The organism is Pseudomonas sp. PLB05, from assembly GCF_021106615.1.
GTDB lineage: Bacteria > Pseudomonadota > Gammaproteobacteria > Pseudomonadales > Pseudomonadaceae > Chryseomonas > Chryseomonas benzopyrenica.
This window is the reverse complement of record NZ_JAJOHO010000005.1, coordinates 267,770-283,189: the sequence shown is the minus strand read 5'-3', so window position 1 is coordinate 283,189 and position 15,420 is coordinate 267,770. Positions and strand designations below refer to the sequence as shown.

13 protein-coding genes and 1 tRNA gene are annotated in these 15,420 nt (G+C 62.0%); 6 read left to right on the top strand and 8 right to left on the bottom strand.

The features are described from left to right. Positions 1-23 precede the first annotated feature (23 nt). The 3 genes from LRS53_RS21375 to LRS53_RS21365 are packed head-to-tail and all read left to right on the top strand — an operon-like array spanning position 24 to position 3,597. Positions 24-1,010: a glycosyltransferase family 2 protein gene (locus LRS53_RS21375; RefSeq protein ID WP_231357240.1), complete on the top strand. Its 987-nt coding sequence runs from the start codon at positions 24-26 to the stop codon at positions 1,008-1,010. Next, positions 1,007-1,420: a GtrA family protein gene (locus LRS53_RS21370; RefSeq protein ID WP_231357239.1), complete on the top strand. Its 414-nt coding sequence runs from the start codon at positions 1,007-1,009 to the stop codon at positions 1,418-1,420. Before LRS53_RS21375 ends, LRS53_RS21370 begins: the two co-directional genes overlap by 4 nt. Before the next feature lie 23 nt (positions 1,421-1,443). Then, positions 1,444-3,597 (top strand): DUF6311 domain-containing protein, encoded by a 2,154-nt coding sequence (locus LRS53_RS21365; RefSeq protein ID WP_231357238.1) that lies wholly within the window; start codon positions 1,444-1,446, stop codon positions 3,595-3,597. Between the two features lie 96 nt (positions 3,598-3,693). Here the strand turns inward: LRS53_RS21365 and LRS53_RS21360 are convergent, their stop codons facing one another. Together LRS53_RS21360 and LRS53_RS21355 are read right to left on the bottom strand one after the other, a co-directional pair. Further along, positions 3,694-5,691, bottom strand: a complete 1,998-nt coding sequence (locus tag LRS53_RS21360; protein ID WP_231357237.1) for a DUF4214 domain-containing protein — start codon at positions 5,689-5,691, stop codon at positions 3,694-3,696. A 124-nt stretch (positions 5,692-5,815) separates the two neighbouring features. Next, positions 5,816-5,891, bottom strand: a tRNA-Thr gene (locus LRS53_RS21355). A 117-nt stretch (positions 5,892-6,008) separates the two neighbouring features. Here LRS53_RS21355 and LRS53_RS21350 point away from each other — a divergent pair. Continuing rightward, positions 6,009-6,356 (top strand): hypothetical protein, encoded by a 348-nt coding sequence (locus LRS53_RS21350; protein ID WP_027597345.1) that lies wholly within the window; start codon positions 6,009-6,011, stop codon positions 6,354-6,356. Positions 6,357-6,496: 140 nt separating this feature from the next. Here the strand turns inward: LRS53_RS21350 and betA are convergent, their stop codons facing one another. The 3 genes from betA to betI form a co-directional block, all read right to left on the bottom strand. After that, entirely contained in the window at positions 6,497-8,239 is a 1,743-nt protein-coding gene (gene betA, locus LRS53_RS21345) for a choline dehydrogenase (protein ID WP_231357236.1), read from the bottom strand. Between the two features lie 90 nt (positions 8,240-8,329). Beyond that, a complete protein-coding gene (betB, locus tag LRS53_RS21340; RefSeq protein ID WP_231357235.1) occupies positions 8,330-9,802 on the bottom strand; it encodes a betaine-aldehyde dehydrogenase in 1,473 nt (490 codons plus the stop codon). A 262-nt stretch (positions 9,803-10,064) separates the two neighbouring features. Beyond that, entirely contained in the window at positions 10,065-10,652 is a 588-nt protein-coding gene (gene betI, locus LRS53_RS21335; RefSeq protein WP_027597348.1) for a transcriptional regulator BetI, read from the bottom strand. A gap of 195 nt (positions 10,653-10,847) precedes the next feature. Between betI and LRS53_RS21330 the strand changes: the two genes are divergently transcribed. After that, positions 10,848-11,258 carry a winged helix-turn-helix transcriptional regulator gene (locus LRS53_RS21330; RefSeq protein WP_173149877.1) on the top strand — a complete coding sequence of 137 codons (411 nt, stop codon included), beginning with the start codon at positions 10,848-10,850 and terminating at the stop codon, positions 11,256-11,258. Beyond that, the gene (locus LRS53_RS21325) at positions 11,242-12,243 is read left to right on the top strand and encodes an LLM class flavin-dependent oxidoreductase (RefSeq protein WP_231357234.1); all 1,002 of its coding nucleotides are present in this window, start codon (positions 11,242-11,244) and stop codon (positions 12,241-12,243) included. The genes LRS53_RS21330 and LRS53_RS21325 overlap by 17 nt, the downstream gene beginning before the upstream one ends. Before the next feature lie 251 nt (positions 12,244-12,494). Here the strand turns inward: LRS53_RS21325 and nfsB are convergent, their stop codons facing one another. Genes nfsB through LRS53_RS21310 form a run of 3 tightly spaced genes read right to left on the bottom strand, consistent with a single transcriptional unit; the run spans position 12,495 to position 15,316 of the window. Beyond that, complete coding sequence (gene nfsB, locus LRS53_RS21320; RefSeq protein ID WP_231357233.1) at positions 12,495-13,142, bottom strand: oxygen-insensitive NAD(P)H nitroreductase; 648 nt, start codon at positions 13,140-13,142, stop codon at positions 12,495-12,497. 18 nt (positions 13,143-13,160) lie between these two features. Further along, positions 13,161-14,309: a major royal jelly family protein gene (locus LRS53_RS21315; protein ID WP_231357232.1), complete on the bottom strand. Its 1,149-nt coding sequence runs from the start codon at positions 14,307-14,309 to the stop codon at positions 13,161-13,163. Next, positions 14,309-15,316 carry a zinc-binding alcohol dehydrogenase family protein gene (locus LRS53_RS21310; RefSeq protein WP_231357231.1) on the bottom strand — a complete coding sequence of 336 codons (1,008 nt, stop codon included), beginning with the start codon at positions 15,314-15,316 and terminating at the stop codon, positions 14,309-14,311. The genes LRS53_RS21315 and LRS53_RS21310 overlap by 1 nt, the downstream gene beginning before the upstream one ends. Between the last annotated feature and the right edge of the window lie 104 nt (positions 15,317-15,420).

Here is a 15,420-nt window from a genome sequence, read left to right as displayed (position 1 = left end):
AGGTCTAGTCCAAAGGAGACAGGTTGAACAGCTACGACCTCGGGCCACGCGCCACGGACACGCCGGTGCTATTAACCCTGGTAATACCGGTATTCAACGAGACGGAAGCCATTCCTTTCTTCCTGGAGCGAGTAGGGGCCGTCTTTGCGACACAGAATGGAATCGACCTGGAGTTTCTGTTCATCAACGATGGCAGTACCGATGCGACCTTGCAGACGCTATTGGAATGCCAGCGGCGTGAGCCACGAATCCGAGTGCTGGATCTGAGCCGCAACTTCGGCAAGGAAGCGGCCATGACCGCCGGTCTCGAAGAAGCCCGCGGTCAGCTGATCGTGCCGATTGACGTCGATCTCCAGGATCCACCCGAGGTGATTCTGGAGATGATTGCCAAATGGCGCGAGGGCTATGAGGTCGTTCTCGGACGACGCCTAAATCGCGACTCGGATTCCTGGGCCAAGCGTGCCTCGGCCAACTGGTTCTATCGTCTGCACAACAAGATTGCCGATCCCCAATTGCCGGAGAATGTTGGCGATTTCCGCCTAATGGATCGTTGCGTGGTGGAGGCGCTCAAGGAACTCCCGGAGTCGCGCCGATTCATGAAGGGGTTGTTCGCCTGGGTGGGCTTTCGCACCGCCTACGTGGACTATGCGCGCCCTGAGCGGATCGCCGGTTCGACCAAATTCAACGGCTGGCGGCTGTGGAACTTCGCCTTGGAAGGCGTCACCAGCTTTAGTACTGATCCCCTGAGGGTCTGGACCTATCTGGGATCAGCAGTCTCCCTGGTGTCCTTCCTCTTCGCCATATCTATCGCCCTGAAAGTGTTGATCAAGGGTGTGGATGTGCCCGGTTATGCCTCCATCATCGTCTCGGTCACGTTCTTGGGCGGTCTGCAGCTCATGGGAATAGGCATTCTTGGCGAGTATCTGGGGCGAACCTATATCGAAGCCAAGCGCCGTCCGGTCTATGTGGTGCGCAAGAATTACACAGTGACCGATCGGGTCGAGTCATGATCACCAGGCTCAAGGCACTGCGCGAAGGCCGCGCCTTTGGCGAGCTATTGGTAGCCAGTCGCTTTGGTTTGGTAGGACTCGCCGCCACAGCTGTGCACCTTGCCATTGTCACCCTGCTGATTCGAGCTGGCTTGGCACCGTTGCTAGCCAATCTGCTGGCCTTCCTGTGTGCCTTCGGCGTGTCCTTCTGCGGACATTACTTTTGGACTTTCCGCAGTTCAGCCGGCATCGCTAGTGCTGTCCTTCGTTTCTTCCTAATAGCCGTGGGTGGCTTTCTGATTAATAGCGTGCTTCTGGCACTCCTGCTGCACTGGACCTCTCTGGGTAGCACAACTTGCGCGCTTATCGCCGTCCTAGTTGTACCCGTGTTGTCGTTTCTGGCCAGCAAGTTCTGGGGCTTCGCCGCATAACCCGTCATTGTAGGGATTTAGATTTGAACATTCTCACTCACAAATCGCACCCGATGTTGCGTAGTGATCTGCTCTGGGCCTTGATCCTAGGAACCTTGGCTTTCTTCTGGGTACTGGGGCCTAGCGTGCTCAATCCCCTAAATGCCAGCTGGTTAAACGGCGGTGATCCGTTACAGAATTACCTAGGTTGGGCGTTTTACAGGAATTCTGCCTGGACAATGCCGTTGGGACTCAACCCAAACTATGGCCTCGAACTTAGTAACTCCATCGTCTATACCGATTCCAATCCGCTGTTCGCCATGGTGTTCAAGGTACTGTCACCTATCTTGCCAGGTACCTTCCAGTACGTAGGGATATGGCTGCTCTGTTGTTTCATTCTTCAAGCTTTTTTTTCACTAAAGCTATTGGGCCTTATTTCAAACGATCGACGCGTATTGGTTTTAGGTAGTCTATTCTTTTTGTTTGCTCCGCCCTTTATGTGGCGTGCGCAGGCTCATTTCAATCTGGCCGGGCACTTCATCGTTCTGGCGGGATTATATCTGGCGTTACGACCTATGCCGCGCCGGCAATCTATTGCCTGGGTTGCCCTATTCGCCATCGCCACCCTGACGCATGCGTACTTCCTTCCAATGCTCGCTGCACTGTGGCTGGGCGATCTGGCGTGGAAGTTTTACAAGAAAGAGCGCCAGGCCCTTGGTGCAGCCGTCGAGCTGGGCGCTGTGGCAGCGGTCGTTATCTTTTGCGCTTGGCAGGCGGGTTACTTTGCCGTGAGCAATGGCGGCGCCTCCGCCTCGGGCTACGGCGTGTACCGTTTCAACCTGCTTAGTCTCTTTGATCCGGTGAACTCTTGGGATCCAGGACCCATGGCTCGCTGGTCCTATGTATTGCGAGATATCCCGGAGGGTAGTGGCGATTACGAGGGCTTCAATTATCTTGGCCTCGGCACTCTGTTGATCTTGCTCTTTGCTCTTCCCGGCTACTTCAGTTCCCACGTCAAACTAACTTCCCTGATCAAGCGCTATCCTTGCCTCTTCGTGATGCTCTTGGCGCTGACATTGTTCGCTATTACCCATCGTATAGGATTCGGTGCCTTCGAATGGACGCTGCCCCTGAACGGAAAGCTCGAGCGTCTTGCGAACGTTTTTCGTGCATCGGGCCGGCTGTTCTGGCCGGTTTACTACGTAGTGGTATTGGCCATCCTCTACGTATTCCTAAAAACGACCAGAATTCGTATCGCCTTGGGTTTCCTGGCGTTGGCTGCCTTGGTTCAAATCGTTGATACCGGTAATTTCCGCGAGGGTTTCCAGGCCCGGGTACGCTCGGATGCTGCGCTGACCGTAACGACGCCGCTAAGAGCACCCTTCTGGGAAATGGCAGCGCACCGCTATAAGAAGGTTCGATCCACCCTTCCTACTAATCAAGGGCGGGACTGGTCGACGTTCTCTAAATACGCGGCGTCCCATGGACAGGCAACCGATATGGTTTATCTGGCTCGCATGGACCAGAAAGCTCTGGCCCAGGCTGTTCAGCAAGCTAACGAACGTATTGCGAGGGGAGCTTACGACGGCGATACCCTTTACATCGTCGACAGTTCCCAACTCGAAATGGTCAAGCAACACCTCAAACCAGAGGATCTGCTCACGGCTGTGGATGGCTTTAATGTGGTGGCGCCGGGATGGAATGCTTGTCAGGAGTGTCTCGCCGTTCAAGGCTTCGAGATCCCAGTGACTGACGCTCGCCGATTTAAGGAAGAGGCTGGCACTACCTTGAGCTTCGCTAAGGGGCAGGCTAGCGCCTCTTACCTTGAGCGTGGCTGGTCTACGTTGGAGGACTGGGGCGTTTGGTCCAATGATCATGCATCGGCTCTGACCTTTCCGGCCACCAACGAGCTGCGAGGTGTCGCTTTCATGATGAATGCGTTCCTGACCTCGGCAACGCCCGTGCAACGCATTGGTGTTTCTTTCAATGGTATCCCGGTGGGAGTCTTTCAGCTGAGTAAGGCCTCTGACAATCTCTTGGAGATCGAGCTACCTGCTGCGGTTAGAGATAGCATCGCTGAAAAGGGGACACTTACTGTCCGCTTTGATCTGAAGAGTGCGATCATACCGCGTGACTTAGGGCTTGGTAGCGATGATCGAATGCTGGCAATAGGCCTAAAAACTATTGCTTTGTATTAATATTCTCAAACGCGGCTCTGCGAGCCGCGTTTGACGGCTGGCTAGAATGAGGAACTTAATAGTTCTGTGGTTTTGTGGCCTTAACTTTTCGAGACCCTAGGCCCAATCTGTTTGTCCCACCAGCTGTATGAAACCGGTAGCGCCTTCGGTGAGTTGCTGGTTTTCCGGTGACTCGGTGAAATGCAGCATCACGTTGGCGCGGCTCATGCCGTGCTCGAGTTGCGTAGCCCAGTAGCTCAAGCCGCTGGCTTCGCCTTCGCGGCCTAGAACGGTGCGATAGAGGGTGTTGGTGAAGCCAACATTGTCTTGGCTGCCATACCAGGTGGCAAACTCGGGCGAAGCAGTGAAATTGCTGGCGATGTCGTCAAAGCTGCGACCAAGGGCGTGCTGGTGCATCCAATACTCGATGCCCTGATACTCCGGCACCCGATCGAAGGCAGTATAGAGGCGCGCGATCTGCGCCTCTTGCTGATCCAGGACGAAGATATCTCGGTCCTGAAAGCGCAGCACGTTCACATCGTGAACTTCCAGCGCAACACTGCCGTTGTTGGCCGTCAGTACCAACGTACTAGGTGCTGTGGCGGTACGTGCAAAATCCGCTACGGTTCCCTGCAGAGAAAGGACATCGTTTCCTTGGCCACCAAACACCCGCATTATATGACCAGAGTCGGCAACCATCTCGCTCTGTAGGAGGCTGTCTCCGTAGCTGCTGCCGAAAGCGACACCTTTTTGGATGACCACATCCGCGTTCGTCCAGGCAACGTGATCAACGATCTTGATGTGGCCCGCCGAGCCTTCTGTGAGCTGCTGACTTTCAGGTGAGTTGGTGAAATGAGTCATGACGTCCAGGCGATTCATGCCTTGATCCATCAAGGTAGTCCAGTAATTCAGTCCATCGCCATCACCTGCACGATCAAGCACACGCTCGTATAGCAAGGAGGCAAACTGGCTATTGGTACTGGTGCCATAGTGAGCGATGAATTCAGCAGAGTTGGCAAAGCTCCGACTGATATCGGTAAAGCTCATGCCATGGGCCTGCAGGTCGGTCCAATAGGCTAGCCCGGCAAGATCAGGCACACGATCAAATACCGTATAAAGCCTTGCCAGCTGAGCTTGGTTTTCCGTCATGACAAAAACAGTCTTGTCAGAAAAGTCGAGCGCGTTGACGTCGTGCAGGTTCAGCGTCTGCCCATTAACGTTGTCCTTTACCTGCAATAGGCTCGGATCATCGGTAGCCGTCGTCAGCTGATAAGACCAGGAAGAGCCGCGCATAATGAGCGCGTCCGTTCCTCGATAGCCGTAGACCTGGGCTGCGCCTGTTGTGTCGTACGACAGTCGAGCCTGGACAAGAATATCGTTGGCATCACTGCCACTGGCGACGCCAAGACCGCTTGGTCGATAGGCGCTGCTGGCATCCAGCAGGCCATCGTTGGCACTGCTCGCTTTGGCTACCCAGGCTGCGTTAGCGCCGGTCAGGGCAGCATAGAGAGAGAAGGTATTGGCGTTGTCCCCGGCGGACAGGACGCCACGGATGCTTGCAGTCGCACCAGAGCCATCCAGCAGCGGTCCGCCTGAAGCGCCTGAGCCCAGGCCAGTACCTACGAAGTAAAGCGGATAGTCAGCTACATAGGATGCCGTAGCGGTGTCTTGCATCAGTCCGGTACCGCGCACGGGATACCCTAGTACGGTGCCAGTCAGATCCGAGCCGGTAGTGGAAATGCCCAGGATGCCGGTAGTCGCCCCGATATTCGTGTCGAGACTGATCAGCGCCAGATCATGCCCAACCTCTTCATAACTCGGGACATGATCGCGATTCTTGTCCCAATTACTGGAATAGCCGGACCAGCTATGGGCCGCGTAGGTACCTAGAGGCGCGGAAAAAGAGGTGGAATTGATGTATGCGCCCGGTGTAACCGTGACACTGACTGCTTTTCCGCCATATCGATCGTCGTAGATCACGTGGAGCGCTGTCAGCACGTCGTTGTTGCCAACGACCGTTCCTGAGCCCCGGGCTACAGTACCATCAGGAAAAATACTCTGGATGAACGCGATTTCACGGTGGGGAGACGTGGAGCGATCATTGACGAGGAACATGGCGGGCCGCGGCAGTAGGTGACTTGTAGGTCATCATACAGACCCGAGTCTTGCCGCTGCATGTCGCAGGCGTGCGTTCCATCCGCTAGACAAAACCGTCCGGCAGACAGGATTACAAAAGAGATGGTGCCGGCACCAGGAGTCGAACCCGGGACCTACTGATTACAAGTCAGTTGCTCTACCAGCTGAGCTATACCGGCAAGGGGACGCCATTATAGCCATGGGAAAGCCCTTGTAAACCAAGGATGTGCGACGGTTAAGGCTGACGTAAGCCAGCTGCGGCTAAAATGACGCAAAGAGCTTGCGAGGAGCCGCTGATGAGAACCAAAACCCTGGCCTTCCTGGCCGCTGCCCTGGCCGGTTGCACCAGCCAGGCGAATCTTGAACGCAATCCGCCCATGGAGCTGCGCACGGGCAAGAGTGCCGAGGACTATCGCACCTGCCTGGTGACCGGCCTGGAGAAGGACGGTCGGCATGTGCTGGTTCAGCCGCAGGGCAGCAGCGGGCAGCGCGTGCTGGTGGACAGCAAGGTGCCGGGCGCCACGGCGGCCATCATCGACATCGGGTCGGCGTCGCGCGGTACGCGCATCCAGCTGCGTGAGCAGATGGCCAACAATCCGCTGCGGCCGCGGACCATTCTGACGGCGGTGAAGGATTGTCTGTGAGGTGAGCGGCTGGGCAGGCTGCCCTCACCCCGGCCCTCTCCCCGAGGGAGAGGGGGAAGAGCGGACTGCCCGTCGCACCTGGAGAGGCATATACAAGAAGGGCGCCCGAGGGCGCCCTTCTTGCGTTCGGCTGCCTGGAATCAGGCGGCCGGCTGGTCACGACGCTGCGGGACCGGCTCGGCGGCGCGCTGGCCGTTGACGTCGCGCAGCGGGGTGCCTCGTACCGGGGCGCCGTTGGCGACGTAGTAGGCGGCATTGCTGCGCGGCAGTGGGGCGCGTCCGCGGATTTTGTCGGCGATCTTCTCGGCGATCATGATGGTCGGGGCATTGAGGTTGCCCGTCGCGATGATCGGCATGATGGAGGCGTCCACCACGCGCAGGCCCTCCAGGCCATGCACGCGACCGGCGCCATCGACCACCGCCATGTCGTCGGTACCCATCTTGTTGGAGCAAGACGGGTGGTAGGCGGTCTCGGCGTGGGAGCGCACGAAGGCGTCCAGCTGGGCATCGGTCACGCAGTCGCGACCCGGATTGATCTCTTCGCCACGATAGGGATCCAGCGCCGGCTGCTGCATGATCTCGCGGGTCAGGCGGATGCCGTCGCGGAATTCCCGCCAGTCCTGCTCGGTGCTCATGTAGTTGAACAGGATGCTCGGATGCTGGCGCGGATCGCGCGAGGTCAGTTCGATGCGGCCGCGGCTGGGCGAACGCATGGAGCCGACGTGGGCCTGGAAGCCATGGGCCTCGATGGCGTTGGTGCCGTTGTAATTGATGGCGATCGGCAGGAAGTGGTACTGGATGTTGGGCCAGTCGAATTCCTCGCTGGAGCGGATGAAACCGCCCGCCTCGAAGTGGTTGCTGGCGCCCAGGCCGGTGCCCTTGAGCATCCATTCCAGGCCGATCTGCGGCTGGTTGTACCACTTCAGCGCCGGATACAGCGAGACCGGCTGCTTGCACTCGTACTGCAGGTACATCTCCAGGTGATCCTGCAGATTCTGGCCGACGCCGGGCAGGTCATGGACGACCGGGATGTCGAAGCGACGCAGCAGCGGCGCAGGGCCGACACCGGAGCGCTGCAGGATCTGCGGCGAGGCGATGGCGCCGGCGCAGAGCAGGACTTCACGACGGGCGCGCACGGTGATGGCTTCCAGGGAATCGCCCTTCATGTAGGCGACACCAGAGGCGCGCTTGCCCTCGAAGAGGATGCGATCGGTGGTGGCGTGGGTGACGATGGTCAGGTTCGGGCGGCCCTTGGCCTGATCCAGATATCCACGCGCGGTGCTGGAGCGACGGCCGTTCGGAGTGACGAAGCGGTCCATCGGGCCGAAGCCTTCCTGCTGGTAGCCGTTGAGGTCTTCGGTGCGCGGATAACCCGCCTGGACGCCAGCTTCGACCATGGCTTCGAACAGCGGATTGGTGTTCGGCTTGGCGGTGGTCACCGAGACCGGGCCGTCGCCGCCGTGCCAGTCATTGGCACCGGCATCGCGCTTCTCGGCCTTGCGGAAGTAGGGCAGGCAGTCGAGGTAGGTCCAGTCGTCCAGACCGTCGAGCTGCGCCCAGTTGTCATAGTCCAGGGCGTTGCCGCGGATATAGCACATGCCATTGATCAGCGAAGAGCCGCCCAGGCCCTTGCCACGGCCACATTCCATCCGGCGGTTGTCCATGTGCGGTTCGGGCTCGGTCTGATAGGCCCAGTTGTACTGCTTGCCCTGCAGCGGATAGGCGAGGGCAGCCGGCATCTGGGTGCGGAAGTCCAGGCGGTAGTCGGGACCGCCGGCTTCCAGCAGCAGGACGGTGACGTCCTTGTCTTCGGTCAGGCGGGTAGCCAGGACGTTGCCGGCCGAACCGGCGCCAATGACGATGTAATCGAATTCGTGTGCCATAGAGATTCTCCTCCTAACGGCGGGTGGGGTGGTCACCCCATCCCCGGGCCCTCTCCAGCGGAGAGGGGAGAAAAGCGCTACTGAAGCGGCTTAGAAGATCGAGGCGTAATCGCCCATCTCGACCTGCACCGACTTGATACGGGTGTAGTGGCCGAGAGTGGTGAGGCCGTTTTCGCGACCAACGCCGGAGTGCTTGTAGCCACCCACCGGCATCTCGGCGGGAGATTCGCCCCAGGTGTTGATCCAGCAGATGCCGGCTTCCAGGCGATGGATCATGCGATGGGCACGGGCCAGGTCACGGGTGACCACACCGGCGGCCAGGCCGTATTCGGTGTCGTTGGCGCGGCGCACCACCTCGTCCTCGTCGGCATAGGCGAGGATGCTCATGACCGGGCCGAAGATCTCTTCGCGGGCGATGATCATGTCGTCGCGGCAATCGGTGAAGACGGTGGGGGCGACGAAGTTGCCCTTGGCCAGCTCGCCCTGGGTGACGCGCTCGCCACCGGTGAGCAGGCGGGCGCCTTCGGCCTGGCCCTGGGCGATATAGCCCAGCACCTTTTCCATGTGCGGAGTGCTGACCAGCGGCCCGAAGTTGGTCTCGGCGGCCAGGGGATCGCCCAGCTTGATGCGCTTGACCCGCTCCACTACCTTGGCTTCGAAGTCGGCCTTGAGCGCCTGGGGCACGAAGACGCGGGTGCCGTTGGTGCAGACCTGGCCGGAGCTGAAGAAGTTGGCCATGACGGCGATGTCGGCGGCGCGTTCCAGGTCGGCGTCGTCACAGACGATCAGCGGCGACTTGCCGCCCAGTTCCATGGTGACTTCCTTGAGGGTCGAGCCGGCGGCGCTGGCCATGACCTTCTTGCCGGTGGCGACGCCGCCGGTAAAGGAGATCTTCTCGATGCCGGGATGCTCGGTCAGGGCCACGCCGACTTCCGGGCCGACGCCATTGACCACGTTGAAGACGCCATCGGGCAGGCCGGCTTCGGTGTAGATCTCGGCCAGCTTCAGCGCGGTCAGCGGGGTGACTTCGCTGGGCTTGAAGATCATGGCGTTGCCGGCGGCCAGGGCCGGGGCGGACTTCCACAGGGCGATCTGGATCGGGTAGTTCCAGGCGCCGATGCCGGCGACCACACCCAGGGGTTCGCGGCGGGTATAGACGAAGGAGGTCTCGCGCAGCGGGATCTGCTCGCCCTCCAGGGCGGGGACGAGGCCGGCGTAGTACTCGAGTACGTCGGCGCCGGTGACGATGTCCACGGCCTGGGTCTCGGACAGGGCCTTGCCGGTGTCCAGGGTTTCCAGCAGTGCCAGCTCATCGTTGCGCTCGCGGAGGATGTCCACGGCCTTGCGCAGGATGCGCGAGCGCTGCATGGCGGTCATGGCAGCCCAGACCTTCTGGCCGGCGGCGGCAGCGGCCACCGCCTTGTCCACGTCGGCGCGGCTGGCGCTCTGCACCACGGCAAGCACCTCGCCGGTGGCGGGATTCAGGGTTTCGAAGGTGGCACCACCGGTAGCGGCGACATAACGGCCACCGATGTAGAGCTGCTGTTCGGCGAAACGGGCCATGGACGTTCTCCCAAGCTGGGCGGGCGCCGTGGCACCCGCAAGGAACACAGGGGGCGCGAAAGAAGGAGCTCTTTGCGCCAGCGATGAATCCAGTCTACTTAATTTTTATTGAACGTTCAATCAATGAAAAATTCAGGGGCGCGTGGAGGCGGGGCGATGGGCGGCCCAGAGCGGTTCGATCAGAGTAGAGATGGATAGGGAAAAGCAGGAGGAGAGCCCCGGCCGAAGCGGACCGGCCGGGGTCGAAACGGTCAAAGAGGGGTTAGGCCTTGGCTAGTTGCAGGTCCAGGTAGTCGTAGGCGATCTGCAGGGCCTGCTGGGTGTTGAAGGTATCGCCGGAGAGGGCGCCGCGCAGCCAGAGGCCATCGATGATGGCGGCCAGGCCGCGCGCCGAGGCGCGGGCCTGCTCATGGGGCAGGAGGCGCCGGAACTGCCAGCAGAGGTTGGAATAGAGGCGCAGGTCGTTGATGCGTTGCAGGCGGCGCAGGTTGGGCTGGTGCATGCTGGTGGCCCAGAAGGCCAGCCAGGTCTTCATGGCCGGACCGCTGACCTGGGTATCGTCGAAGTTGCCCTGGATGATGGCGCGTAGGTTGGCGGCGGGATCATCACCGGGCAGGGCGGCGCGGCGTTCGCGCACGGCCTGGCGCAGGGCATTCATCAGATGCCGCATGGTGGCTTCGAGCAGGCCGTTCTTGTCCTGGAAGTAGTGGCTGATGATGCCGTTGGAGACCCCGGCCTTGCGGGCGATGAAGGCGATACTGGCGTCGCCCATGCCGACTTCGTCGACGGCTTCGAGGGTCGCGGCAATGAGCTGCGAACGGCGGATGGGTTGCATCCCGACCTTGGGCACGAGGCATCTCCTGAACAGAGCGGAAGAAGCCTCGGAGGGTAACTATTTTTTATTGAACGTTCAATCAATAAAAACGGTCACTACCTCCTGGATTGTGCCCTGGCTGGAACGGTAGTGCCAGCCCTGACAGGCGGTTACTTTTAATAACCGCCCGAAAGGCGTAGGCTGGGAGCCAGTTCTGCTTCGAGGATCGCCATGGACGCCGTGGTCAGTCGTATCTCCAGCCGTCGCCGCCTGCATGCCCACGCCTGTCCGATAAGAGACGTGCTGGACCGGATCGGCGATGCCTGGTCCTTGCTCACGCTCTTCACCCTGGAACCCGGTCCGCTGCGCTTCAACGAATTGCGCCGGCGGGTCGAGGGCATTTCCCAGCGCATGCTCAGCGTGACCCTGCGTCAACTGGAGCGCGATGGCCTGGTGTCCCGCACGGTGACCCCGACCAAGCCGCCCCAGGTGGAATACGCCCTCACCGAATTGGGCCAGAGCCTGATGGTACCGGTGGGTGCCCTGGCCGCCTGGGCCTCCGCGAAGCAGCCTTTAATTCAGCGCCACAGGGCGGCCTACGATCAGGCCGCCGAGGAGAATCCTGATGACCCGTCTCTCTAAGACCGCCCTGTCGGTCCTCGACCTGGTCCCCATCCGTGACGACGGCGATGCGACCCAGGCGCTGCACAATGCCCTGACCCTGGCGCGCCATGTCGAGCAGCTCGACTTTTCCCGCTACTGGGTAGCGGAGCACCACAACATGGACGGTATCGCCAGTTCCGCGACCAGCGTGTTGCTGGGCTATCTGGCCGCCGGCACCAGCACCCTGCGGCTGGGCTCGGGCGGCATCATGCTGCCCAACCACGCGCCGCTGGTGGTGGCCGAGCAGTTCGGCACCCTGGCCTCGCTGTATCCGGGCCGCATTGAACTCGGCCTGGGCCGCGCGCCGGGGTCGGACCAGCGCACCGCCTATGCCCTGCGCCGTGACCGCCTGGGCAGTTCCGACGACTTCCCGCGGGACGTGGAAGAGCTGCAGCACTACTTCGGGCCGCAGCAGCCGGGGCAGGGCGTGATCGCCATGCCGGGCGTGGGCACCGAGGTGCCGATCTGGCTACTGGGTTCGAGCTTGTTCAGTGCCCAGCTGGCGGCGGCCAAGGGCCTGCCCTATGCCTTCGCCTCGCACTTCGCGCCGCGCTATGTGCACGAGGCGATCCGGCTCTATCGCGAGAACTTCAAGCCGTCCGCGGTGCTCGATCGTCCCTATGTGATGCTCGGGGTACCCCTGGTGGCGGCCGACAGCGACGACGAGGCCAATTACCTGGCCACCACCGTCTACCAGCGCATCCTGGCGCTGTTCCGTGGCGACAGCCTGCGCCTGCAGCCGCCGGTGCGCAGCATGGAAGGGGTCTGGCTGTCCCATGAGAAGGAATCGGTGTCGAGCTTCCTCGGCATGGCGGTGATCGGCGGCCCGGACAAGGTCCGCGAGCGCCTGGAGCTGTTGCTGGAGAAGACCGACGCTGACGAGCTGATCTTTACCTGCGACGTCTACGAGCAGGCGGACCGGTTGCGCGCCTTCTCGATCCTGGCGGATCTGAAGGGCGGTTGATCGGGGATTGGGTCTGTTGGGCTTCGCTGCGCTCAGCCCAACCTACGTGTGCGCAGCGTTATCCACGTCGATGAGCCGTAGGTTGGGTTGAGACGGCTTCATCGTCGAAGCCCAACAGGCCCAAACGAAAAAGCTGACCTTTGCTAGCGGTCGGCTTTTTGTGTCCAAAGAAGGGCAACGCTGCTGCCTTTGTTGGGCTTCGCTTCGCTCAGCCCAACCTACGCGTGCGTAGCGTTATCCACGTGGGCGTTCTACAGGAAGGTGAAGACCTGCTCGCGGGTCAGGCGGGACTTGGGCAGAGCGGCGTTGAAGTCGCTTTCGCCGCGATAGCCCAGGCCAACCACCACCAGGGCGGTGTAGCCCTGTTCGCGCAAACCCAGTTCCTGGTCCAGGCTGTTGGCGTCGAAGCCCTCCATGGGAGTGGCATCGATGCCCAGGGCGGCGGCGCCCAGCAACAGGGTGCCCAGGGCCAGGTAGGTCTGCTTCTCCATCCAGTGCTGCACATCCTGGCGCTCATGACGATGCAGGTCGACGAAGTGGCGGCGGGTACCGTCCTGGGTGGCGCGCGCCTCGGGCTTGGCGAAGCGGCCGTCCTGGGCTTCCTGCTCCAGCACCTGGGCCAGATGGCCTTCGGTCATCTCCAGGCGGGTGCAGAGCACGATGACGTGGGAGGCCGGTAGCACCTTGGGTTCGTTGTAGGGACTCTGCATGCCACGGGCGATGCGGGCCTTGGCCTCGGCGCTGGCAGCGACCACGAAGTGCCACGGCTGCGAGTTGACCGAGGAGGGCGCCTGGCGCAGCAGCTCCAGCAGTTCCTCGACCTGCTCGGCCGGGATGCTGCGGGAGCCGTCGAAGGCCTTGGTGGTGTAACGGGTGCGGGCGATCTGGGACAGCTGCATGGATAACTCCTGATCGGATCAGTGGGTAGGGGCCGGCTGGGCGTCGATCTTGACGCGGAACAGGCTGTAGGGCTTCTCGCGCAGGTCTTTTGCATCGTGGAACTGGGCCTGGCGATGGAGCTGGTTGGCGGTGAAGTAGAGGTAGCCGTCCGGACCGATGCTGAAGGTGTCGGGCCAGAGCACGCGCGGATCGTGGACCAGGGTCCGCCAGCTGCCGTCAGCCTGGCGCTGGCGCACGGCGTTGTGCTCGTAGTCGCCGGCATAGACGCGACCCTGGGCATCGGCTTCGAGTCCGTCGGACGCGCCTTTCTCGCCGAGATCCTGTACCCCGGCGCGCACCTGGGCCTCGCTCGCCGTGGGATCACGCAACAGGGCGGTGGGCACGGCATAGAGATGGCGGCTGGACAGCGGGCTGAAGTAGAGGGTGCCGCCGTCCGGCGACAAGGCGATGCCATCGCTGGCGATGGCCGGGCGCACGGTGCTGCCATCGGGACGCCGCATCAGCAGCGGCTCGCCTTCCACCACCGGGACGAAGCTAGGATCGACGTTGGCCTGGGGCGCGCCGGTCAGGCGGCGCTGGGCCTGGCCGGTGGCGAGGTCGAGGATGATCAGGCCGCCCGGCGGCGCCGAGTCGGTGACATAGGCCACCCCGGCCCGACCGACGCGAAAGTCGAAGCGCACATCGTTGACGTAACTCTTGGGCTGGAGCACCGAGGCGGGGAAGGCCAGGGTCCTGGCGACCTTGTTGGTCTTGAGGTCGATGGCCACCAGCTTGACGCCACCGACCTTGGGCGCGGCGAAGCCCGGCGCGGCGGTGTCCAGCACCCAGAGGTGTCCGCGACCATCGGCCACCACGCTCTGCACGCTGATGAAGCCCTTGCCCGGCTGGCCCGGGGTCTCGACGTTCAACGCGGCGTCCGGGTAGGGCACGGCCTTGCCGTCCTTGAGTTCGGCGACGGTGAAGGGCACCTCGTCGCCCCAGCGGGGATAGTTGACGAAGATCCGGCCGGTCTCGCTGACGGTGACCCCGGTGGGCATGGCGTCCTGGAAGGCGAAGACCTGCTCCAGCTGGCCAAGGGTGCGCTCCTGGGGCAGCGGCGCGGCCAGGGCCGTCTGGCTACCCACGGCGAGGGCGGCGGCGAGGGTCAGGACACTGAAACGGGGCATCAGAAACCCTCCAGCACAAGCTTGCCGCGGGCCTGGTGGCTTTCCAGCCGGGCATGGGCGCGGCGCAGGTTGGCGGCATCGATCCGGCCCAGGTGCTCGCCCAGGGTGGTCTTGAGCGTGCCTTGGTCGATCAGCCCGGCAACGCGTTCGAGGATCTCGTGCTGGCGCACCTTGTCCGGGGTCTGGAACAGCGAGCGGGTGAACATCAGTTCCCAGTGCAGCGACAGCGACTTGGCCTTCATCGGCACCACGTCGAGTTGCGCCGGATCGTCGATCACGCCCAGGCGACCCTGGGGCAGCAGGACATCCACCAACTGGGTGAAATGCACATCGGTGTGGGTGAGGCTGGCGACGAGGGTCACACCATCCAGACCCAGGGCTTCGAGTTGGGGCCGCAGCGGCTGGTGGTGATCGATGACGTGATGGGCGCCGAGGGTACGCACCCAGTCCTGGGTTTCCTGGCGCGAGGCGGTGCCGATCACGGTCAGCTCGGTGAGTTGGCGGGCCAGCTGGACCAGCACGGAGCCGACGCCGCCTGCGGCGCCCATCACCAGCAACTGCTGGCCCGCGCCGCCACCCTCGGTTGCGCCGAGACGGTCGAACAGCAATTCCCAGGCGGTGATGGCGGTCAGCGGCAGGGCCGCGGCCTGGGCGTGATCCAGGCTCCTGGGCTTGTGCCCGGCCAGGTATTCGTCGACCAGGTGCAGCTCGCTGTTGCAGCCGGGGCGGAACAGTTCGCCGGCATAGTAGACCTCGTCACCCACGGCGAAGCGGCTGACGGCGCTGCCCACGGCGCGAACCACACCGGAGACGTCCCAGCCCAGCACCTTGGACTCCCGCTGCACCAAGCCTTGGCGCACCTTGGTGTCGACCGGATTGACCGACACGGCACGGACCTCTACCAGCAGGTCGTGGGCCTCGGGCGTGGGATCGGGCAGCACCGCGTCCTGCAGGGCGCGGGGATCGCTGGCGGGCAGGGTGGTGTCACCGTGGATGATGGCTTTCATGGGCGGATTCCTTGGTACGATGAGAAACGTTAGGCCATGGTCGTCTTCATTGTCGGTCGGAAAAAGCGGCAGAATCGGATAGCACCTTCACTGCAGGAGTGAAA